Raw genomic sequence first — 21,372 nt, 5'->3', positions numbered from 1 at the left:
TAGCATTTTCCCTCCTTCCAGAATCGTTGCCAGAATACTTTCGTAATACCGAAAAAATCTTACACTTAACAAATTACTTTAACTTTCGAACGCAGCCTTCTGTGCTGATTCAAGTTATAGGACAAATTCATCCGCCAGATTGTCGTTACTCCTCCGTTTACCCTCCTAAATCTCAGTTCTGTAAGGGTTTTCCTTTAAACCGCGCCTTGACGGTGCGGTGGCCGCATTCCTATAGTGTGCGCAAGTGGCGGAAAGTGGCATGAAGTGGGTTTTTTGAGCGTAAAACGCTAATATTTGGAGAAACGCTGACGTGTTTCGCGGAGCTAACGCTATCAGTCTCGATGCAAAGGGCCGTCTCGCCATGCCGAGCCGGTACCGTGACGAGCTCGTTTCGCGTAGTTCCGGTCAGTTGATCGTCACAATTGACGCCGTTGATCCGTGTTTGTGTGTTTACCCCCTCGATGAGTGGGAAATTATCGAAACCAAACTGCGCGCACTGCCTTCGCTTCGCGAAGAGAACCGCCGCCTGCAACGTTTACTGATTGGTAATGCCGTCGACCTCGAGCTCGATGGCAGTGGTCGTTTTCTGGTTCCGCCGCGTCTTCGTGAATATGCCAAGTTGGATAAGCGCGCGATGTTGGTAGGCCAACTGAACAAGTTCCAATTGTGGGACGAGGATGCCTGGGATGCGGTTTCTGCCGCTGACCTGGCTGCCATTCAACAACCGGGCGCCATGCCTGATGAACTGCGTGATTTGATCCTGTGACTATTGATAGCGGCTTTAACCACATCACCGTACTGCTTGACGAAGCCGTCGAGGCTCTCGCCGTACGTCCTGATGGCTGCTATCTGGACGGTACGTTCGGGCGCGGCGGACATAGCCGGTTGATCCTGAGCCACCTCGGCCCCGATGGCCGGCTCCTCGGATTCGACAAGGATCCTCAAGCGATTGCCACCGGGCAAACGCTAGCGGCCGAAGACGGCCGCTTTGTCGTTGTGCAGCGCAGCTTTGCCGAGCTCGGTTCGGAAGTGGCCGAACGCGGTCTGCACGGCAAGGTAAGTGGCGTTCTGCTCGACCTGGGCGTGTCTTCGCCACAGCTCGACGACCCTGAACGCGGCTTCAGTTTCCTCAATGATGGCCCGCTGGACATGCGCATGGATCCGTCCCGCGGGATCAGTGCTGCCGAATTCGTCAACACCGCACCGGTGGAAGAAATCGCCCGGGTGTTCAAGGAATACGGCGAAGAACGTTTCTCCGGTCGCATGGCCCGTGCCGTGGCCGAGCGCCGCGACATCAAGCCGTTCGAGCGCACGGCCGACCTGGCTGAAGTCCTGAAAGTCGCCAACCCGGCATGGGAAAAGGGCAAGAACCCTGCCACCCGCGCGTTCCAGGGCCTGCGTATTCACGTCAACAACGAACTGGGCGATCTGGAAGCCGGCCTCGAAGCCGCACTGGACAGCTTGGAAATCGGCGGCCGTCTGGTGGTCATCAGCTTCCACTCGCTGGAAGACCGCATCGTCAAACTGTTCATGCGCAAACTGGTAAAAGGCGAAGCCGACAACCTGCCGCGCAACCTGCCGGTCCGTCACGTCGCGTTCGAACCGATCATCAAAATCCATGGCAAAGCGCAGTCCGCCTCCGAGGCCGAACTCAAAGCCAACCCACGTTCCCGGAGCGCCGTCATGCGCGTCGCGGAGAAGCTGCGGTGAGCAAGCTTTTCGCCAAGCCTCTTCCCGGCGGAAGCTTTTTCATGCTGCTGCTGTTTATTGGCGTGCTCGTGTCGGCCATTGGCGTGTCTTACAGCGCCCACTGGAATCGTCAGTTGCTGAACGCGCTGTTCGCCGAGTTGAGCGTGCGCGATAAGGCGCAGGCGGAGTGGGGCCGGTTGATTCTCGAACAGAGCACCTGGACCGCGCACAGCCGTATCGAAGTCCTGGCCACCGAGCAACTGAAGATGCGCATTCCCGGCGCCGCTGAAGTGCAGATGGTGGCGCCATGATGAAACTCGAAGGCGCACTGTTCCCATGGCGTTTCCGCCTGGTGCTGGGCTTGCTCGGCGTCATGGTCGCGGCGATTTGCTGGCGCATCATCGACCTGCAAGTCGTCGATCGTGCCTTCCTCAAGGGGCAGGGCGATGCGCGCAGCGTTCGTCACATTCCGATTCCGGCTCACCGTGGTCTGATCACCGACCGTAACGGCGAGCCGTTGGCCGTGAGTACCCCGGTCACCACGCTGTGGGCGAATGCCAAGGAAATGCAGCTGGCCAAAGAGAAATGGCCCGCCCTGGCGGCCGCTCTGGGTCAAGACCCTAAAGCCCTGGCCGAACGTCTCGAAGCCCAGGCCAACAAAGAATTCATCTACCTGGTGCGCGGGCTGACCCCCGAGCAGGGCCAGTCCGTGCTCGACCTGAAAGTGCCGGGTGTCTATGGCATTGAAGAGTTCCGGCGTTTCTATCCGGCCGGTGAAGTCACCGCGCACATGGTCGGCTTTACCGACATCGATGACCACGGTCGTGAAGGGGTCGAGCTGGCCTACGACGAATGGCTGGCCGGGGTCGCCGGCAAGCGACAGGTCATCAAGGATCGGCGTGGCCGACTTATCAAGGATGTCCAGGTCACCAAAAACGCCAAGGCCGGCAAGCCCTTGGCGTTGTCCATTGACCTGCGTCTGCAATACCTGGCCAACCGCGAGCTGCGTAACGCGATCATCGAGAACGGCGCCAAGGCCGGCAGCCTGGTGATCATGGACGTGAAGACCGGTGAGATCCTCGCCATGGTCAACCAGCCGACCTACAACCCGAACAACCGTCGCAACCTGCAACCGGCGATGATGCGCAACCGTGCCATGATCGACGTGTTCGAGCCGGGTTCGACCATGAAAGCCATCTCTATGAGCGCCGCGATCGAAACCGGTCGCTGGAAGCCGAGCGATACCGTCGAGGTATACCCAGGCACCTTGCAGATTGGTAAATACACCATCAAGGACGTCTCCAAGACCGAAGGCCCGGTGCTCGACCTGACCGGCATCCTGATCAATTCCAGTAACGTCGGCATGAGTAAGGTCGCGTTCGATATCGGCGGCGAAACCATCTTCCGCCTCGCGCAGAAGGTCGGCCTCGGCCAGGACACGGGTCTTGGCTTCCCGGGCGAACGCGTCGGCAACCTGCCGAACTACCGCGAATGGCGCAAGGCTGAAACCGCCACGCTGTCCTACGGTTACGGTATTTCCGTGACCGCGATCCAGTTGGTCCACGCCTTCTCGGCCCTGGCCAACAACGGTCGCCTCGCACCGCTGACCCTGATCAAAACCGACAAGCCAGCTCAAACCACGCAAGTGCTGCCGGAAGCCGTCGCGAAAACCATGCAAGGCATGCTGACCCAAGTGATCGAGGCCCCGCGCGGTGTATTCCGTGCGCAGGTGCCGGCGTATCACGTGGCCGGCAAGTCGGGCACTGCGCGCAAGACGTCGGTGGGCACCAAAGGCTACGCCGAGAATTCCTACCGATCGCTGTTCGCCGGCTTCGGCCCGATGAGCGATCCGCGTTACGCAATCGTGGTGGTGATCGATGAGCCGACCAAGGCCGGCTACTTCGGTGGTCTGGTCTCGGCGCCGGTGTTCAGCAAAGTGATGTCCGGGACGCTGCGCCTGATGAACATCACCCCGGACAATCTGCCACCGACGCAAACCGCTAACGCCACACCGGTCGTTCCGCTGAAAGCCAATGGAGGGCGCGGCTGATGTCTCTTAGTCTGAATAAAATTTTTGCCCACGCAGGCCGTGATCTGTTGATCCGCGAACTGACCCTGGACAGCCGCAACGTGCGGGCTGGCGATCTGTTTCTCGCCGTCCCTGGCGGCAAGTTCGACGGGCGTGCGCACATTGCCGATGCCTTGCAGCGCGGTGCTGCTGCCGTGGCTTACGAAGTCGAAGGCGCTACCGTTTTGCCGATCACCGACGTTCCGCTGATTCCGGTCAAAGGCCTGGCGGCGCAGCTGTCGGACATCGCCGGTCGCTTTTATGGCGACCCGAGCCGTCACCTGAACCTGGTCGGCGTGACCGGCACCAACGGCAAAACCAGCGTTACGCAATTGGTTGCGCAAGCTCTGGATTTGCTCGGCCAACATTGCGGCATTGTCGGCACCCTGGGCACCGGTTTCTACGGCGCACTGGAAAGTGGCCTGCACACCACGCCGAACCCGATCGCCGTGCAAGCGACCTTGGCCGACCTGAAAAAGGCCGGCGCCAAAGCCGTCGCCATGGAAGTGTCTTCCCACGGCCTTGACCAAGGCCGCGTGACCGCGTTGGCGTTCGATGTGGCGGTGATGACCAATCTGTCCCGCGATCACCTCGATTACCACGGCACCATGCAAGCCTACGGCGAAGCCAAGGCCAAGCTGTTTGCCTGGAACGATTTGAAGTGCCGGGTGATCAATCTCGACGACGAGTTCGGCCGCCAGCTGGCTGCGGACAAACGTGAATCGCGCCTGATCACCTACAGCTTGGAAGATGCCAGCGCCTACCTTTATTGCCGTGAATCGCAGTTCGACGACGAAGGCGTGCGCGCCACGCTGGTCACGCCGCAGGGCGAACACCATTTGCGCAGCACCTTGCTGGGTCGCTTCAACCTGAGCAACGTGCTGGCCGCCGTCGGCGCTTTGCTCGGCCTGGACTACGCGCTGGACGAAATCCTCAAGGTCCTGCCGAAACTCGAAGGTCCGGCCGGTCGCATGCAGCGCCTCGGCGGCGGTACTCAGCCACTGGTGGTGGTCGATTACGCCCACACGCCGGATGCGCTGGAAAAAGTCTTGATGGCCCTTCGTCCACACGCCAAAGGCCGTTTGCTGTGCCTGTTCGGTTGCGGTGGTGATCGTGATCGCGGCAAACGTCCGCTGATGGCTGAAGTGGTCGAGCGTCTGGCGGACGGCGTGCTGGTCACCGATGACAACCCGCGTACTGAAGATCCTTCGGTGATTTTCGACGACATCCGCGCCGGTTTTACCGCTGTGGATAAAGTCACCTTCGTCGCCGGCCGTGGTCAGGCGATTGCCCAATTGATCGCCAGTGCTTCGGCGGATGACGTGATTGTCCTGGCTGGTAAAGGTCACGAGGACTATCAGGAGATCAACGGCCAGCGTCACGCTTTCTCCGATCTGGTCGAGGCCGATCACGCCTTGACCGCGTGGGAGGTGGCCCATGCTTAAAGCCCTGAAACTGAGCGAGCTGACCGGCGCGCTGAATGCCCGCTTGGTCAGTGCCGATGCCACGTTCGATGGCGTCAGCATCGACAGCCGCGCGATCAAGCCAGGTCAGCTATTTATTGCCCTGACCGGTCCGCGCTTCGACGGTCATGACTATTTGAACGACGTTGCCAGCAAAGGCGCGGTCGCTGCACTGGTCGAGCGCGAAGTCGCCGACAGCCCGCTGCCGCAATTGCTGGTCAAGGACACCCGCCAGGCGTTGGGCCAGTTGGGCGCGATGAACCGTGCCGCGTTTACCAACCCGGTCGCGGCGATCACCGGTTCCAGCGGTAAAACCACGGTCAAGGAAATGCTCGCCAGCATCCTGCGCACACGCGGTCCGGTCCTGGCGACCCGTGGCAACCTGAACAACGACCTCGGCGTCCCGCTGACCCTGCTCGAACTCGCGCCGGACCATACCGCCGCTGTCATCGAACTCGGTGCTTCGCGTCTCGGCGAAATTGCCTACACCGTCGGCATGACCAAGCCGCATGTGGTCGTGCTCAACAACGCCGGGACCGCCCACGTCGGCGAGTTCGGCGGGCCGGAAAAAATCGTTGAAGCCAAGGGCGAGATCATTGAAGGGCTGGAGGCCGATGGCGTCGCCGTGCTCAATCTTGACGACAAGGCGTTCGGCATCTGGAAGACCCGTGCGGCCGGTCGCAAAATCCTTTCGTTCGCCCTGAACAACCCAAGCGCCGACTTCTACGCCAGCGACCTGGATCGCGATGCGCGCGGTTGCCCGGCTTTCAATCTGCACAGTCCTGAAGGTGTGGAGCGCGTTCAACTGAACCTGCTCGGCACCCATAACGTCGCCAATGCCATGGCCGCCGCCGCTGCCGCGCATGTCTTGGGCGTGTCGCTGTTCGGCATCGCCACCGGCCTCGGCGCGGTGCAACCGGTCAAGGGCCGTACCGTCGCGCAACTGGCCAGCAATGGCATGCGCGTGATCGATGACACGTACAACGCGAACCCCACCTCCATGTGCGCCGCCGTTGATATACTCGCCGGCTTTTCCGGCCGCACCGTTCTGGTGCTCGGGGATATCGGTGAGTTGGGCGATTGGGCAGAGCAGGGGCACCGCGATGTGGGCGAGTACGCCCGCGGCAAGGTTTGTGCGCTATACGCCGTCGGGCCGCTGATGGCTCACGCCGTGAACGCTTTCGGCCAGCAGGCTTATCACTTCGCCACTCAGGCTGAGCTGATCAAGGCCCTGGGCGCCGAGCAAGACACAAACACCACCATTTTGATCAAGGGCTCGCGCAGCGCAGCGATGGAAAACATCGTCGCCGCTTTGTGCGGGTCCAGCCTGGAGAAACATTAATGCTGCTGCTGCTAGCGGAGTATCTGCAACAGTTCTACAAAGGCTTCGCGGTCTTTCAGTACCTGACCCTGCGCGGGATCCTCGGTGTGCTGACCGCGCTGGTTTTGTCGCTGTGTTATGGCCCGTGGATGATCCGCACTTTGCAGAACCGTCAGATCGGTCAATCCGTTCGCAACGACGGTCCACAATCCCACCTGTCCAAGTCGGGCACTCCGACCATGGGTGGCGCACTGATTCTGTCGTCCATTGGTGTCAGCACCTTGCTGTGGGCTGACCTGAGCAACCGCTATGTCTGGACCGTTTTGCTGGTGACGTTGCTGTTCGGCGCCATCGGCTGGGTCGACGACTACCGCAAAGTCATCGAGAAGAACTCCCGTGGCTTGCCGAGCCGCTGGAAGTATTTCTGGCAGTCGGTGTTCGGCCTCGGCGCGGCGATCTTCCTTTATATGACCGCTGCAACGCCGGTGGAAACCACCCTGATCCTGCCGATGCTCAAGGACTACAGCATTCCGCTGGGCATAGGCTTCGTCGTTCTGACCTATTTCGTGATCGTCGGCTCGAGCAACGCGGTCAACCTGACCGACGGCCTCGACGGTCTGGCGATCATGCCGACGGTAATGGTCGGCGGCGGTCTGGGCATCTTCTGCTACCTGTCGGGTAACGTGAAATTCGCTGAATACCTGCTGATCCCTTATGTACCGGGCGCCGGTGAGTTGATCGTGTTCTGCGGCGCGTTGATCGGTGCGGGGCTCGGTTTCCTCTGGTTCAACACCTATCCGGCACAAGTCTTCATGGGCGACGTCGGCGCGCTGGCGCTGGGCGCGGCCCTGGGCACCATCGCGGTGATCGTCCGTCAGGAAATCGTCCTGTTCATCATGGGCGGCGTGTTCGTGATGGAAACCCTGTCCGTGGTTATCCAGGTGGCTTCCTTCAAGCTGACCGGTCGCCGTGTGTTCCGCATGGCACCGATTCACCACCACTTTGAACTCAAGGGCTGGCCCGAGCCGCGTGTGATCGTCCGTTTCTGGATCATCACCGTGATTCTCGTACTGGTCGGCCTTGCCACCCTGAAGCTGAGGTAGAACGAGTGTCTCTGATCGCTTCTGACCACTTCCGCATCGTTGTCGGCCTCGGCAAGAGCGGCATGTCCCTGGTTCGCTTCCTGGCGAACCGGGGCACGTCGTTTGCTGTGGCTGATACGCGGGAAAATCCACCGGAACTGGCCGCGCTCAAGCGTGACTATCCGCACGTGGAAGTGCGTTGTGGCGAGCTGGACGTCGAATTCCTGTGCCGTGCCGACGAGCTCTACGTGAGTCCCGGCCTGGCGCTGGCGACCCCGGCCCTGCAGGCTGCCGCCGCCCGTGGCGTGAAATTGTCCGGTGACATCGAGTTGTTCGCGCGTAACGCGAAGGCGCCGATTGTCGCCATCAGCGGTTCCAACGCGAAAAGCACCGTCACCACCCTGGTCGGCGAGATGGCTGTGGCGGCGGGCAAGCGTGTCGCTGTGGGGGGCAACCTCGGTACGCCGGCACTGGATTTGCTCAGCGACGACGTCGAGTTGTACGTGATGGAGTTGTCGAGCTTCCAGCTCGAAACCACCGATCAACTCAACGCCGAAGTAGCGACCGTGCTCAACGTCAGCGAAGACCACATGGACCGCTACAGCGGTCTGCCGGCCTATCACCTGGCCAAGCACCGGATCTTCCGTGGCGCCAAACAGTTTGTAGTCAATCGTCAGGATGCCCTGAGCCGTCCATTGATCGGCGAGGGCCAGCCATGCTGGACCTTCGGTTTGAGCAAACCTGATTTCAAGGCCTTTGGTATCCGCGAAGAAGACGGCGAGAAGTACCTGGCCTTCGAGTTCCAGAACCTGATGCCGGTGCGCGAGTTGAAAATTCGCGGTGCCCACAACCAGTCCAACGCCTTGGCGGCTTTGGCGCTGGGCCATGCTGTCGGCCTGCCGTTCGACGCCATGCTCTCGAGCCTGCGCACCTTCGCCGGGTTGGAGCATCGCTGCCAGTGGGTCCGTGACCTGGACGGCGTGAGCTATTACAACGATTCCAAAGCCACCAACGTCGGCGCCGCACTGGCCGCCATCGAAGGCCTGGGCGCGGACATCGACGGCAAACTCGTGTTGATCGCCGGTGGCGACGGCAAGGGTGCCGAGTTCAAAGATCTGCGTGACCCAGTGGCGGTCAACTGCCGCGCCGTGGTGCTGATGGGCCGCGACTCCGACTTGATCGGTCAGGCCATCGGCGACGCCGTGCCGCTGGTTCGCGTCAGTTCGCTGGAGGAAGCGGTTGCACAATGCCGCGCCCTCGCCGAGCCAGGCGACGCCGTGCTGCTGTCGCCTGCCTGCGCCAGTTTCGACATGTTCAAGCATTACGAAGACCGTGGTCATCAGTTCGTCCGCGCCGTGGAGGAACTGACATGAGCCTGCTCAATATCATCAAGCCTTATCCGTCGCCGATCATCACCGGGCGCGGCATCGACCTCGACTTCCCGATGCTCGCCGGTTGCCTGGCGTTGATCGGCCTCGGACTGGTCATGATCGCCTCGGCTTCGACGGAAGTGGCGGCCGTGCAGTCGGGCAGTGCCCTGTACTACATGATTCGCCACCTGATCTACATCGTGCTGGGCCTGGGTGCCTGCATCGTCACCATGATGATTCCGATCGCCACCTGGCAACGCCTGGGCTGGCTGATGCTGATTGGTGCGTTCGGTTTGCTGGTGATGGTGATCATCCCGGGGATCGGCCGTGAAGTGAATGGTTCGATGCGCTGGATCGGCTTCAGCTTCTTCAACGTTCAGCCGTCCGAGATCGCCAAAGTATTTGTGGTGATCTACCTCGCCGGTTATCTGGTGCGTCGCCAGAAAGAAGTGCGGGAAAGCTGGATGGGCTTTTTCAAGCCGTTCATCGTTCTGCTGCCAATGGCCGGCCTGTTGCTGATGGAGCCGGACTTCGGCGCCACCGTTGTCATGATGGGCGCGGCGGCGGCGATGCTGTTCCTCGGCGGTGTCGGACTGTTCCGTTTCTCCTTGATGGTGGTCCTGGCGGTCGGCGCGGTGGTGCTGTTGATTCAAGTGCAGCCGTATCGAATGGCGCGTCTGACCAACTTTGCCGATCCATGGGCTGACCAGTTCGGTGCCGGCTATCAGTTGTCGCAGGCATTGATCGCGTTCGGTCGCGGCGAATGGCTGGGCGTTGGCCTGGGCAACAGCGTGCAGAAACAGTTCTACCTGCCGGAAGCCCACACCGACTTCGTGTTCTCGGTCCTGGCCGAAGAACTGGGTGCCGTGGGTTCCTTGTGTACGGTGGCGTTGTTCGCCTTTGTTTGTGTGCGTGGCATGTACATCGGTTATTGGGCCGAGAAGGCCAAGCAATTCTTCGCCGCCTACATCGCTTACGGCCTGTCGTTCCTGTGGATCGGCCAGTTCCTGATCAACATCGGGGTGAACGTCGGCCTGTTGCCGACCAAAGGCCTGACCCTGCCGTTCCTCAGTTATGGCGGCAGTTCGCTGGTGATCTGCGGTGCCTGTCTCGGCTTGTTGTTGCGCATTGAGTGGGAGAGTCGGACCCACCTGGGCAGCGAGGAGATGGAGTTCCATGAGAGCGACTTCGCCGAGGAGCCGACCCATGGGCGCTAACGTCTTGATCATGGCGGGCGGCACCGGTGGCCACGTGTTCCCGGCGCTGGCGTGCGCTCGCGAATTCCAGGCACGCGGTTACACCGTGCACTGGCTCGGAACGCCACGCGGGATCGAGAACGAGCTGGTGCCGATGGCCGGTATCGAGCTGCATCGGATCAATGCCACCGGTCTACGCGGCAAGGGCAAATTGTCCCTGCTCAAGGCCCCGTTCATGGTGCTCAAATCCGTCTGGCAGGCGCGGGCGATCATTCGTCAGCTGCGGCCAGTGTGCGTGGTCGGCTTCGGTGGTTATGTGACCGGCCCCGGCGGCGTTGCAGCCAAACTGGCCGGCGTGCCGGTGATCGTTCATGAGCAGAACGCTGTGGCCGGTACCGCCAATCGGTTGCTGGTGCCGTTGGCCGCCCGAGTCTGTGAAGCGTTCCCCGACACCTTTACCCTGTCGGACAGCCGTCGGACCACCGGTAACCCGGTGCGCACCGAGCTGTTCCTCGAAACACAGCGCCCCGCCCTGGCGGGTCGCAAGGCGCGTTTACTGATTCTGGGCGGAAGCCTGGGCGCAGAGCCGTTGAACAAGTTGCTGCCTGAAGCCCTGTCGCAAGTCGCCCCCGACCTGCGCCCGGAAGTGTTTCATCAGGCCGGCAAAAACCACGATGAAGTGACTGCAGAGCGCTATCGCGCGGCTGGCGTCGAGGCGCAAGTGCAGCCTTTCATAAAAGACATGGCCCAAGCCTATGGCTGGGCCGACCTGGTGGTGTGCCGCGCAGGCGCATTGACCATCAGTGAACTGGCTGCCGCCGGTCTGCCCTCGATGCTGGTGCCTTTGCCCCACGCGATCGACGATCACCAGACCCGCAACGCCGATTATTTGGCCCGTGAAGGCGCTGCCTTCCTGATGCCGCAAAGAACGACTGGCGCAGCGGATCTTGCCGCACGCCTGACAGAGGTCCTGATGCAACCACAACGACTCAACGACATGGCCACTGCGGCACGCCGCCTGGCCAAACCCGATGCAACCCGTAACGTGGTCGATACCTGCCTGGAGGTGGCCCATGGTTGAGAAACAGAAAGCCATGCCGCAACCGGAAATGCGCCGCATCCGTCGCATCCACTTCGTCGGCATTGGTGGCGTGGGCATGTGCGGCATCGCCGAAGTGTTGCTGAACCTGGGCTATGAAGTGTCCGGTTCCGACCTGAAAGCATCGCCGGTAACCGAGCGTCTCGAGTCCTTTGGCGCGCACATCTTTATTGGCCACCGTGCCGAGAACGCCGCTACTGCTGATGTGCTGGTGGTGTCGAGCGCCGTGAACACGTCCAACCCGGAAGTGGCCACCGCTCTGGAGCGCCGAATTCCTGTGGTGCCACGCGCTGAAATGCTGGCCGAGCTGATGCGCTATCGCCACGGCATTGCCGTCGCCGGTACGCACGGCAAAACCACCACCACCAGCCTGATCGCTTCGGTGTTCGCGGCCGGTGGCCTGGACCCGACGTTCGTCATCGGTGGCCGTCTGAATGCCGCGGGCACCAATGCTCAGCTCGGCACCAGCCGCTACCTGATCGCCGAAGCCGACGAAAGCGATGCCAGTTTCCTGCACTTGCAGCCGCTGGTGGCCGTGGTCACCAACATCGACGCCGACCACATGGCGACCTACGACGGTGACTTCAACAAACTGAAGAAAACCTTCGTCGAGTTTCTCCACAACCTGCCGTTCTACGGTCTGGCGGTGGTGTGCCTGGACGATCCGGTGGTGCGTGACATCCTGCCGCTGGTGAAGCGCCCAACCGTCACTTACGGCTTCGGCGATGACTGCGACGTGCGCGCAATCAATGTGCGCCAGCAAGGCATGCAGACCTTCTTCACTGTGTTGCGTCCTGATCGCGAGCCATTGGATGTCTCGGTGAACATGCCGGGCAACCACAACGTATTGAACGCGCTGGCCACCATCTGCATCGCCACCGATGAAGGCGTCAGCGATGAAGCCATCGTCCAGGGCCTGTCCGGCTTCCAGGGTGTCGGCCGACGCTTCCAGGTCTACGGCGAACTGCCGGTAGAAGGCGGCAACGTGATGCTGGTCGACGACTACGGTCACCACCCGACCGAAGTCGCGGCGGTGATCAAAGCCGTCCGCGGTGGTTGGCCGGAGCGCCGTCTGGTGATGGTGTACCAGCCGCACCGTTACAGCCGCACCCGCGACCTGTACGACGATTTCGTCAATGTACTGGCCGACGCCAACGTCCTGCTGCTGATGGAAGTCTACCCGGCCGGAGAAGAGCCGATCCCGGGCGCCGACAGCCGCAAGCTGTGCAACAGCATCCGTCAGCGCGGTCAGCTCGACCCGATCTACATCGAACGTGGTGTCGACCTCGCACCGATCGTCAAGCCGCTGTTGCGTGCCGGCGACATCCTGCTGTGCCAGGGCGCCGGTGATATCGGTGGTCTCGCCCCGAAACTGTTGGCCAGTCCGCTATTCGCGGGTGCTGTTGCCGCGCCGACTGCGGGGAAGTTGAAATGACTGCTGCCTACGCCAACCTCGTCTCCACAATCGCGCCGAAAGACTTCGGCCGCGTCGCCGTGCTGTTCGGCGGCAAGAGTGCCGAGCGTGAGGTGTCCCTGAAGTCGGGCAACGCGGTACTCGACGCACTGCTGAGCGCCGGTGTGGATGCGTTCGGCCTCGATGTGGGCGATGACCTTCTGCAGCGTTTGCTGAACGAAAAGATCGACCGCGCCTTTGTCATCCTCCACGGTCGTGGCGGTGAAGACGGCAGCATGCAGGGCCTGCTCGAATGCCTGGGCATTCCCTACACCGGCAGCGGCATTCTGGCGTCGGCGCTGGCCATGGACAAGCTGCGCACCAAACAGGTCTGGCACAGCCTCGGCATCCCGACGCCGCGTCACGCGGTACTGAGCTCCGAGGCTGATTGTATTTCGGCAGCGACGGAACTGGGCTTCCCTTTGATCGTCAAACCGGCCCATGAAGGTTCAAGTATCGGGATGGCCAAAGTGACGTCCGCGTCGGAATTGATCGACGCCTGGAAAGCGGCCAGTACCTACGATTCGCAAGTGTTGGTCGAGCAATGGATTCAAGGTCCGGAGTTCACCATCGCCACCCTGCGTGACCAGGTGTTGCCACCGATTGCCCTGGGCACCACGCACAGCTTCTACGACTACGACGCCAAGTACGTGGCTTCCGATACCCAGTACCGGATCCCGTGTGGCCTGGACAGCAACAAGGAAAAAGAACTGATGGACCTCACGGCGAAAGCCTGTGAGGCGCTAGGTATCGCCGGCTGGGGCAGGGCAGACGTGATGCAGGACGCCGACGGGCAGTTCTGGTTCCTCGAAGTCAACACCGCACCGGGCATGACCGATCACAGCCTGGTGCCGATGGCGGCCCGTGCTGCCGGTCTGGATTTCCAGCAACTGGTTCTGGCGATTCTGGCGGCAAGTACTGCCAGCAACCAAGAGCCGCGAGGTTAAGACCATGCAAGGCGCACAGCTGAGACATCAGCCCCCTCCAGCACCCGGCCGCAAGCCGGTGCCGCGGGGTGCGAGCCGAATGGTGGCCAAAGAGCCGATGTCTGCGCGCCTGCCGAAAGCCAATTTTGGTTTTCTGAAAAGCCTGTTTTGGCCAGTGCTGTTGGTTGCGCTGGGGTTCGGCACTTACGAAGGCGCGCAGCGTTTGCTGCCCTACGCCGACCGGCCGATCACTAAAATCGCGGTGCAAGGCGACTTGAGTTACATCAGCCAGCAAGCGGTGCAGCAGCGAATCGCCCCTTATGTGGCGTCGAGCTTCTTCACCATCGATCTTGCGAGCATGCGCACCGAACTTGAAACGATGCCATGGATTGCCCACGCCGAAGTGCGTCGGGTGTGGCCGGATCAAGTCGTGATCCGCCTGGAAGAACAACTGCCGGTGGCCCGTTGGGGCGATGAATCGCTGTTGAACAACCAGGGCCAGGCGTTCACCCCGCGTGAGCTGGCCAATTACGAACACTTGCCACAGCTGTTCGGCCCACAACGGGCACAACAGCAAGTGATGCAGCAATACCAGGTGCTGAGCCAGATGCTCAGGCCGTTGGGCTTCTCGATTGCACGCCTGGAGTTGCGTGAACGAGGCAGCTGGTTCCTGACCACCGGCGCCGGCAGCGCGGGCCCAGGGATCGAACTGCTGCTGGGACGCGGCAAGCTGGTGGAAAAGATGCGCCGCTTCATTGCCATCTACGACAAGACGCTTAAAGAACAGATTACGAACATTGCGCGCATCGATCTGCGCTACGCCAACGGCCTCGCTGTTGGCTGGCGGGAACCTGTAGCGCCCACGACAGCCCAACCCGCTGTCGCGAAGAATTAAGAAGAGGCAGGACCCATGGCAAACGTGCAAAGCGGCAAAATGATCGTCGGTCTCGATATCGGCACCTCCAAGGTGGTGGCGCTGGTCGGCGAGGTCTCGGACGACGGCACGCTCGAAATCGTCGGGATCGGCACTCATCCGTCCCGTGGCCTGAAGAAAGGCGTGGTGGTGAACATCGAGTCCACCGTGCAATCGATCCAGCGCGCGATCGAAGAAGCGCAGCTGATGGCCGGTTGCCGGATCCACTCGGCGTTCGTCGGCGTGGCGGGCAATCACATCCGCAGCCTGAACTCCCACGGCATCGTGGCGATTCGTGATCGTGAAGTCAGTGCTGCCGACCTTGAACGCGTCCTCGACGCCGCCCAGGCCGTGGCGATCCCGGCTGACCAGCGCGTGCTGCACACCTTGCCGCAGGATTACGTGATCGATAACCAGGAAGGCGTTCGTGAGCCGCTGGGCATGTCGGGCGTGCGTCTGGAAGCCAAGGTCCATGTGGTGACCTGCGCCGTCAACGCCGCACAAAACATTGAAAAATGCGTGCGTCGCTGCGGTCTGGAAATCGACGACATCATTCTTGAGCAACTGGCGTCGGCCTATTCGGTCCTGACCGATGACGAGAAAGAGCTGGGCGTGTGCCTGGTGGACATCGGCGGCGGTACCACAGACATCGCGATCTTCACCGAAGGCGCGATCCGTCACACCGCGGTGATCCCGATTGCGGGCGACCAGGTGACCAACGACATCGCCATGGCGTTGCGCACCCCGACCCAGTACGCCGAAGAAATCAAGATTCGCTACGCCTGCGCCCTGGCCAAGCTGGCCGGTGCCGGTGAAACCATCAAGGTGCCAAGCGTTGGCGACCGTCCACCGCGCGAGCTGTCCCGCCAGGCCCTGGCCGAAGTGGTTGAGCCGCGTTATGACGAGCTGTTCACGCTGATCCAGGCCGAACTGCGCCGCAGTGGCTACGAAGACCTGATCCCGGCCGGCATCGTGCTGACCGGCGGTACCTCGAAAATGGAAGGCGCGGTCGAACTGGCCGAAGAGATCTTCCACATGCCGGTCCGCCTGGGCGTGCCCCATGGCGTCAAGGGCCTGGACGACGTGGTCCGCAACCCGATTTATTCCACCGGCGTAGGCCTGTTGATGTACGGCCTGCAGAAGCAGTCCGACGGGATTTCGTTCTCGGGCATCAGCAGCCGCGACAGCTACAGCAATGAAGAACCGAAAGCCGCCTTGCTCGATCGCATCAAGAGCTGGGTACAAGGCAACTTCTAAAAGATTTACCGCAGCACCGTTGTAGATACAGGCAGTAGGCGAAAAAACTAGAGAAATGAAAGGAGAGGGAAAATGTTCGAACTCGTAGACAACATCCCCGCAAGCCCGGTTATTAAAGTTATCGGTGTTGGCGGAGGCGGCGGCAACGCCGTCAACCACATGGTCAAGAGCAACATTGAAGGCGTTGAGTTCATCTGCGCCAACACTGATGCCCAGGCGCTGAAATCCATCGGCGCGCGGACCATCCTGCAACTGGGCACCGGTGTGACCAAAGGTCTGGGCGCCGGCGCCAACCCTGAAGTAGGTCGTCAGGCCGCTCTCGAAGACCGTGAGCGCATTGCCGAAGTCCTGCAGGGCACCAATATGGTGTTCATCACCACCGGCATGGGCGGTGGTACCGGTACCGGTGCTGCGCCGATCATTGCTGAAGTGGCCAAGGAAATGGGGATCCTCACCGTTGCGGTGGTGACTCGTCCGTTCCCGTTCGAAGGTCGCAAGCGCATGCAGATCGCCGACGAAGGTATTCGTCTGCTGTCTGAAAGCGTCGACTCCTTGATCACCATTCCAAACGAGAAGCTGCTGACCATCCTTGGCAAGGACGCAAGCCTGCTGTCCGCATTCGCCAAGGCCGACGATGTACTGGCCGGAGCCGTTCGCGGTATCTCCGACATCATCAAGCGTCCAGGCATGATCAACGTCGACTTTGCCGACGTACGGACCGTGATGAGCGAAATGGGCATGGCGATGATGGGCACTGGCTGCGCCAGCGGTCCGAACCGTGCACGTGAGGCCACCGAAGCGGCCATTCGCAACCCGTTGCTCGAAGACGTGAACCTGCAAGGTGCACGCGGCATCCTGGTGAACATCACCGCCGGTCCTGACCTGTCTCTGGGTGAGTACTCCGACGTGGGTAGCATCATCGAAGCCTTTGCTTCCGAGCACGCGATGGTCAAGGTCGGTACCGTTATCGATCCGGACATGCGCGACGAACTGCACGTGACCGTGGTTGCCACTGGTCTGGGCGCGAAAATCGAGAAGCCTGTGAAGGTTATCGACAACACCATGCACACGTCCGTGGCATCGCAGCCGCAGCAACAAGCGCCTTCGCGTCAGGAAGCGCCTGCTGTGAACTATCGTGACCTGGACCGTCCGACCGTCATGCGCAACCAGGCTCAGGCCGGTGCTGCGACTGCCGCGAAGATGAATCCGCAAGACGATCTGGATTACCTGGACATCCCGGCTTTCCTGCGTCGTCAGGCTGATTGATGGAATGTATCAGGGCTATGAAGGTGATTGGTGTTCAGCAAAGGTCTGGTCTGCTATCATCGCCAGCCTTTGTTGATACCAGTTCGCAATTTGCGCTGAAGCGGCCCAAGCCATGATTAAACAACGCACACTGAAAAATATTATCCGTGCTACAGGTGTAGGCCTGCACTCCGGGGAGAAGGTATACCTGACCCTCAAGCCCGCGCCTATCGACACCGGCATTGTGTTTGTTCGTGCCGACCTCGACCCTGTGGTGCAGATTCCTGCCCGCGCGGAAAACGTTGGTGAAACCACGATGTCGACCACATTGGTCAGTGGTGACACCAAAGTGGATACGGTGGAGCACTTGCTCTCGGCCATGGCTGGCCTGGGCATCGATAACGCCTACGTCGAGCTCTCCGCGTCCGAAGTCCCGATCATGGATGGTAGCGCTGGACCTTTCGTATTCCTGATTCAGTCGGCCGGCCTGGAAGAACAGGACGCACCGAAGAAGTTCATCCGGATCCTGCGGGAAGTGACAGTGGAAGACGGCGACAAGCGCGCCACTTTCGTCCCTTTCGAAGGCTTCAAGGTGAGTTTCGAGATCGATTTCGATCACCCGGTTTTCCGTAACCGCACACAAAGTGCAAGCGTGGATTTTTCCAGCACTTCGTTCGTAAAAGAAGTCAGCCGCGCCCGTACCTTTGGTTTCATGAGTGACATCGAGTACCTGCGCAAGCACAACCTCGCACTCGGCGGCAGCGTTGAAAACGCTATTGTGGTCGACGCGGATGGTGTACTGAACGAAGACGGCCTTCGCTATGAAGACGAATTCGTGAAGCACAAGATCCTCGATGCAATTGGTGACCTCTACCTGCTGGGCAATAGCCTGATTGGTGAGTTCAAGGGCTTCAAGTCCGGACATGCATTGAACAACCAGCTGCTGCGCAAGTTGATTGAGCAGACAGATGCTTGGGAAGTCGTGACTTTCGAAGACGCCAGCACTGCACCGATCTCTTACATGCGTCCCGTAGCGGCCGTGTAAGTAAAAAACCTCTCTAGTTTTTAAAGGCTGCCTTCGGGTGGCCTTTTTTTATGCTTGCGGGAAAGAGGTGCGGCGATCCGACTTGCCCGCGAAGAGGCCAGTAGCGACACCGCAGATTTCAAACCGTGGCGACCACCCGATTCCGCCCCTTTTCCTTCGCCTGATACAACGCCTTGTCCGCCGCAAACAGCAAACTCTCCAGGCTGATATCGTTCGATGTCGTCCAGGTGCTGATCCCGATACTGACAGTCATCGGCAACTCGGCGCCCTGAATCATCGGCAACTGCTCAACCGCCTTGCGGATGTGTTCGGCAATCTGCCGTGCACCCGCGCTATCGGTTTCCGCCAGGATCACTGAAAACTCTTCGCCGCCGTAACGGGCTGCCAGGTCCGCCGGTCGACGGATGTGGGCGCTGATGACGTTGGCCAACGAGCGCAGCGCTTCGTCGCCAGCCTGATGGCCATGAAGGTCGTTGAACGCTTTGAAATGGTCAGCGTCAATCATCAGCAACGACAAAGGCATGCCGGAACGTTGAGCGCGAAACCATTCATGGCGCAGCGCCTGATCCAGCGTTCGGCGGTTGGCCAGCCCCGTCAACGCATCGGTGGCGGCCAGTTGCGCCAGCTCCTGCTCGGCGTTGTGGCGCAGGCGCAGTTCCCGGCAAAACAGCCAGGTCAGCCACAGCAGGCTGATGCACAGCGCAAGGGTCGCAACGCTGACCACCACCGCCGTGCGTTTCCACGACGCAAACACTTCATCGCTGGAGAGGGCAACGATGACGATCAACGGCAAGTTGCCCACCTTGGAGAACGTGTACAGGCGCTTGTCCTGGTATTGGCTTGAAACACTGGTGAAGCTGCCGTTGCCTTCCTTGACGATGCGCTGGAAGTTGGGGCGGCTGCTGAAGTCCTTGCCCACCAGCTCCTCGGCCAACCCGGGCTCCTGGGCCAGAAGAATACCGTCCGAGCTGATCAGATTGACCGAACTGTCCCGACCGATACTCAAGCTGTTGAACAACTGATCGAAGTAACTCAAGCGCATGGCGGCTTCGGCCACGCCAAGGAATTCGCCCTGCGAGCCGCTGAGCCGACGACTGAAGCTGATTCGCCATTCGTGTTCAGCCTGCCTGGATTGGAAGGGGCGGCTGATAAACATGCCCGGGTCAGGATTGTTGATATGGGACTGAAAATACTCTCTGTCGGCAAAATTGCCCTTTCTGGGCTCCACCGACGCTGAGTCGGCGATCACGTCGCCCTTGTTGTCGAGCAGCAGAATGTCGCCCTTGTACGGTGCGGCAGTGGCGCGGTCGAACAAGGCCAGATGGCGGATGACGGGGGAGACGCGCTTGAGGTCCTCTCGCTGCGAGGCCGCGATCAGGCCGAGCAAGGACAGGTCATAGAGTTCAACATTGCGCAGCACGTCGGCGTCGATCAATTGCACGATGTTGGACGCTGAGCGCGTGGCAGACAATTGTGCGTTGGCGCGCTCGCGCACCAGCAGGAACGCGACGATGCTCAGGATTGCGATCACCAGCAGCAAACTGCCGAGAACCAGAAGCCGCTCCGACCGGGTCGAACGGATCGGATCGTGAGGTTGTGTACGGCTCACACTCATGGTTCTGGCTTCTGCTGATAAGCGTTATGAAAGTAGTGCTGCAAGCATCGGGCAGAACCCCGGGAGCCATTTGCGTTCAGGGCGCCTGTATAAGGCCCTGATAAACAAAAGGCCAGCAAAACGTGCTGGCCTCTTGTTTGTTCAAGCTTAGAAGACATTGAGCGGGTAGTCGACGATCACCCGGTATTCATCGGTGTCTTGATCCAGTGCGCCATAGCCATTTCCGCCACGGTTGGTGGCCCATTGCAGGCGCACCGCCAGGTCTTTGGCCTTGCCTTCCTGGATCACGTACCTGAGATCAATGTCACGTTCCCAGTGCCTGGCGTTTTTGCCGTCGGCGCTGTACCACGAGGCATAACCACGGCTGTCCGGATCGACTTTGGTCAGGTCCAGTTCACCCCGGGAGTAAGACAACGCCGAAGTTAGGCCGGGCAAGCCGAGGCCCGCGAAGTCGTAGGCGTACTTGAGTTTCCACGAGCGCTCGTTCGGGCCGTTGAAATCCGAATACTGCTGGGAGTTGTCGAGGAAGACGCTGTCGCCCTGACTGATGTAGTCGAACGGCGTGTTGCCGTTGACCCGCTGATAGGCGGCAGTGACGCTGTGATTGCCCACGCCGACGGTGAAATGCAGGCTGTAGGTGTTGTTGTCGATGTTACCCAGCAGCGCATCGCCGGTGTCTTGCGTGTGATAGAAGTGCAGGCCCGGGTTGAGGCTGACCAGGTCGTTCAGCGCGTAGGTGTAATCCAGGTCGTAGTAGTACTGGTTCCAGATGTCCTTGAGTTCGGACGCGTACAGGCTGCTGGTCAAACCTGGCAGGCCGCTCCACGCCACGCCGGCCCAGTTCAGGTGCTGACTGTCGTCACCGTCTGCCAGGCTGCCGTAGGAGGTGGCGATGCGGGTGTGGCCGCTCTGGTTGTACGGCTTGGTGAAACTCGCCTGGCCACCTTCGATCAGGAAGCCGTCGACGCTGTGGTTGGTCAGGCTGACGCCGCGGAAGGTCTGCGGCAGCATGCGGGTCTCGCCGCCGGCAATTACCGGGTTGGCGAGGAACAGGTCGCCGGCCTTCAACTCGGTATCAAAAGCACGCATTTTCAGCGTGCCCCCCGCCGTCGAAAACGACCGCGGCGCTTTGCCGTTGCCATCGCTGATCGGCAGGATGCTCGAGCCATCCGTACCGCCACCGCCGTCGAGCTTAAGCCCGAGCATGGCGTGGGCATCAACGCCGAACCCGACGGTGCCCTGGGTGAAACCCGATTCAAAGAGACCAAGGAAACCCTGGCCCCACTCGATGTTGTCGTCCGCCTGCTGCAGGCGGTTACGGTTCATGTAGTAGGTTCGGGCATTGAGGTTGAGGCTCGAACCTTCAACAAAACCTTCCTGACTGGATTCGTCGGCGGCGTGTGCGGCGGGGGTAATCGTTGCAGCGATTGCAATGAACAGCGGGTTGAAGCGGAGAGGGAAACGCACTTGCAGTAAAGCTCCTTGGGTCAACTAAACACTTCATATGCTTGAAGTGCAAAATGTTTCTTGTTAGTGAAGACGAACCGGACGGCGTTTAAACCACAACGAAAAAAAGCCGCTGATAGCAGCGGCTTTGAAGACAACTTTTCAAAGGGAAGAGCCAATGAAA

18 protein-coding genes are annotated in these 21,372 nt (G+C 60.5%); 16 read left to right on the top strand and 2 right to left on the bottom strand.

The window, feature by feature from the left end; genetic code table 11:
• Nucleotides 1-310: 310 nt before the first annotated feature.
• From mraZ to lpxC, 16 genes are all read left to right on the top strand, one after another.
• Complete coding sequence (gene mraZ / locus ACA068_RS24285) at nt 311-766, top strand: division/cell wall cluster transcriptional repressor MraZ (protein WP_008147486.1); 456 nt, start codon at nt 311-313, stop codon at nt 764-766.
• Entirely contained in the window at nt 763-1,710 is a 948-nt protein-coding gene (gene rsmH / locus ACA068_RS24280) for a 16S rRNA (cytosine(1402)-N(4))-methyltransferase RsmH (protein ID WP_497305342.1), read from the top strand. Before mraZ ends, rsmH begins: the two co-directional genes overlap by 4 nt.
• Nucleotides 1,707-2,000 (top strand): cell division protein FtsL, encoded by a 294-nt coding sequence (ftsL, locus tag ACA068_RS24275; RefSeq protein ID WP_497305341.1) that lies wholly within the window; start codon nt 1,707-1,709, stop codon nt 1,998-2,000. Before rsmH ends, ftsL begins: the two co-directional genes overlap by 4 nt.
• Complete coding sequence (locus ACA068_RS24270) at nt 2,000-3,739, top strand: peptidoglycan D,D-transpeptidase FtsI family protein (protein ID WP_219094613.1); 1,740 nt, start codon at nt 2,000-2,002, stop codon at nt 3,737-3,739. Before ftsL ends, ACA068_RS24270 begins: the two co-directional genes overlap by 1 nt.
• Complete coding sequence (locus tag ACA068_RS24265) at nt 3,739-5,202, top strand: UDP-N-acetylmuramoyl-L-alanyl-D-glutamate--2,6-diaminopimelate ligase (protein WP_497305339.1); 1,464 nt, start codon at nt 3,739-3,741, stop codon at nt 5,200-5,202. Before ACA068_RS24270 ends, ACA068_RS24265 begins: the two co-directional genes overlap by 1 nt.
• Complete coding sequence (locus ACA068_RS24260) at nt 5,195-6,562, top strand: UDP-N-acetylmuramoyl-tripeptide--D-alanyl-D-alanine ligase (protein WP_497305338.1); 1,368 nt, start codon at nt 5,195-5,197, stop codon at nt 6,560-6,562. Before ACA068_RS24265 ends, ACA068_RS24260 begins: the two co-directional genes overlap by 8 nt.
• Entirely contained in the window at nt 6,562-7,644 is a 1,083-nt protein-coding gene (gene mraY, locus ACA068_RS24255; protein ID WP_403107801.1) for a phospho-N-acetylmuramoyl-pentapeptide-transferase, read from the top strand. Before ACA068_RS24260 ends, mraY begins: the two co-directional genes overlap by 1 nt.
• Before the next feature lie 5 nt (nt 7,645-7,649).
• Complete coding sequence (gene murD, locus ACA068_RS24250) at nt 7,650-8,996, top strand: UDP-N-acetylmuramoyl-L-alanine--D-glutamate ligase (protein ID WP_497305337.1); 1,347 nt, start codon at nt 7,650-7,652, stop codon at nt 8,994-8,996.
• Nucleotides 8,993-10,210 carry a putative lipid II flippase FtsW gene (gene ftsW / locus ACA068_RS24245; RefSeq protein ID WP_497305336.1) on the top strand — a complete coding sequence of 406 codons (1,218 nt, stop codon included), beginning with the start codon at nt 8,993-8,995 and terminating at the stop codon, nt 10,208-10,210. Before murD ends, ftsW begins: the two co-directional genes overlap by 4 nt.
• Nucleotides 10,200-11,270: an undecaprenyldiphospho-muramoylpentapeptide beta-N-acetylglucosaminyltransferase gene (gene murG / locus ACA068_RS24240; RefSeq protein WP_219094429.1), complete on the top strand. Its 1,071-nt coding sequence runs from the start codon at nt 10,200-10,202 to the stop codon at nt 11,268-11,270. Before ftsW ends, murG begins: the two co-directional genes overlap by 11 nt.
• Nucleotides 11,263-12,723 carry a UDP-N-acetylmuramate--L-alanine ligase gene (murC, locus tag ACA068_RS24235; protein WP_497305334.1) on the top strand — a complete coding sequence of 487 codons (1,461 nt, stop codon included), beginning with the start codon at nt 11,263-11,265 and terminating at the stop codon, nt 12,721-12,723. The genes murG and murC overlap by 8 nt, the downstream gene beginning before the upstream one ends.
• Nucleotides 12,720-13,688 carry a D-alanine--D-alanine ligase gene (locus ACA068_RS24230; RefSeq protein ID WP_497305332.1) on the top strand — a complete coding sequence of 323 codons (969 nt, stop codon included), beginning with the start codon at nt 12,720-12,722 and terminating at the stop codon, nt 13,686-13,688. The genes murC and ACA068_RS24230 overlap by 4 nt, the downstream gene beginning before the upstream one ends.
• Nucleotides 13,689-13,692: 4 nt before the next feature.
• A complete protein-coding gene (locus ACA068_RS24225) occupies nt 13,693-14,562 on the top strand; it encodes a cell division protein FtsQ/DivIB (RefSeq protein WP_219094435.1) in 870 nt (289 codons plus the stop codon).
• Nucleotides 14,563-14,577: 15 nt separating this feature from the next.
• On the top strand, nt 14,578-15,837 hold the full coding sequence (ftsA, locus tag ACA068_RS24220) for a cell division protein FtsA (protein ID WP_046048247.1): 1,260 nt from the start codon (nt 14,578-14,580) through the stop codon (nt 15,835-15,837).
• A gap of 72 nt (nt 15,838-15,909) precedes the next feature.
• On the top strand, nt 15,910-17,103 hold the full coding sequence (ftsZ, locus tag ACA068_RS24215) for a cell division protein FtsZ (RefSeq protein ID WP_033061342.1): 1,194 nt from the start codon (nt 15,910-15,912) through the stop codon (nt 17,101-17,103).
• Nucleotides 17,104-17,215: 112 nt separating this feature from the next.
• Nucleotides 17,216-18,127 (top strand): UDP-3-O-acyl-N-acetylglucosamine deacetylase, encoded by a 912-nt coding sequence (lpxC, locus tag ACA068_RS24210; RefSeq protein WP_008147525.1) that lies wholly within the window; start codon nt 17,216-17,218, stop codon nt 18,125-18,127.
• A gap of 118 nt (nt 18,128-18,245) precedes the next feature.
• On the opposite strand, the gene ACA068_RS24205 is transcribed toward lpxC, so the two are convergent.
• Nucleotides 18,246-19,742, bottom strand: a complete 1,497-nt coding sequence (locus ACA068_RS24205) for a sensor domain-containing diguanylate cyclase (protein ID WP_497305330.1) — start codon at nt 19,740-19,742, stop codon at nt 18,246-18,248.
• Nucleotides 19,743-19,889: 147 nt separating this feature from the next.
• Nucleotides 19,890-21,209 carry an OprD family porin gene (locus ACA068_RS24200; RefSeq protein ID WP_497305328.1) on the bottom strand — a complete coding sequence of 440 codons (1,320 nt, stop codon included), beginning with the start codon at nt 21,207-21,209 and terminating at the stop codon, nt 19,890-19,892.
• Nucleotides 21,210-21,372 lie beyond the last annotated feature (163 nt).

The organism is Pseudomonas sp. LBUM1660, from assembly GCF_059695935.1.
This window is presented reverse-complemented; position numbering and strand designations above follow the sequence as displayed.

Excerpts from the sequence above, each read along its gene's own strand:
- ftsZ (WP_033061342.1), top strand. The coding sequence starts at position 15,910 with ATGTTCGAACTCGTAGACAACATCCCCGCAAGCCCGGTTATTAAAGTT.
- ACA068_RS24225 (WP_219094435.1), top strand. The coding sequence starts at position 13,693 with ATGCAAGGCGCACAGCTGAGACATCAGCCCCCTCCAGCACCCGGCCGC.
- murC (WP_497305334.1), top strand. The coding sequence starts at position 11,263 with ATGGTTGAGAAACAGAAAGCCATGCCGCAACCGGAAATGCGCCGCATC.
- ACA068_RS24205 (WP_497305330.1), bottom strand. The coding sequence starts at position 19,742 with ATGAGTGTGAGCCGTACACAACCTCACGATCCGATCCGTTCGACCCGG.
- mraY (WP_403107801.1), top strand. The coding sequence starts at position 6,562 with ATGCTGCTGCTGCTAGCGGAGTATCTGCAACAGTTCTACAAAGGCTTC.
- ACA068_RS24260 (WP_497305338.1), top strand. The coding sequence starts at position 5,195 with ATGCTTAAAGCCCTGAAACTGAGCGAGCTGACCGGCGCGCTGAATGCC.
- ftsA (WP_046048247.1), top strand. The coding sequence starts at position 14,578 with ATGGCAAACGTGCAAAGCGGCAAAATGATCGTCGGTCTCGATATCGGC.
- murG (WP_219094429.1), top strand. The coding sequence starts at position 10,200 with ATGGGCGCTAACGTCTTGATCATGGCGGGCGGCACCGGTGGCCACGTG.
- lpxC (WP_008147525.1), top strand. The coding sequence starts at position 17,216 with ATGATTAAACAACGCACACTGAAAAATATTATCCGTGCTACAGGTGTA.
- ACA068_RS24270 (WP_219094613.1), top strand. The coding sequence starts at position 2,000 with ATGAAACTCGAAGGCGCACTGTTCCCATGGCGTTTCCGCCTGGTGCTG.
- ACA068_RS24230 (WP_497305332.1), top strand. The coding sequence starts at position 12,720 with ATGACTGCTGCCTACGCCAACCTCGTCTCCACAATCGCGCCGAAAGAC.
- ftsW (WP_497305336.1), top strand. The coding sequence starts at position 8,993 with ATGAGCCTGCTCAATATCATCAAGCCTTATCCGTCGCCGATCATCACC.
- ACA068_RS24265 (WP_497305339.1), top strand. The coding sequence starts at position 3,739 with ATGTCTCTTAGTCTGAATAAAATTTTTGCCCACGCAGGCCGTGATCTG.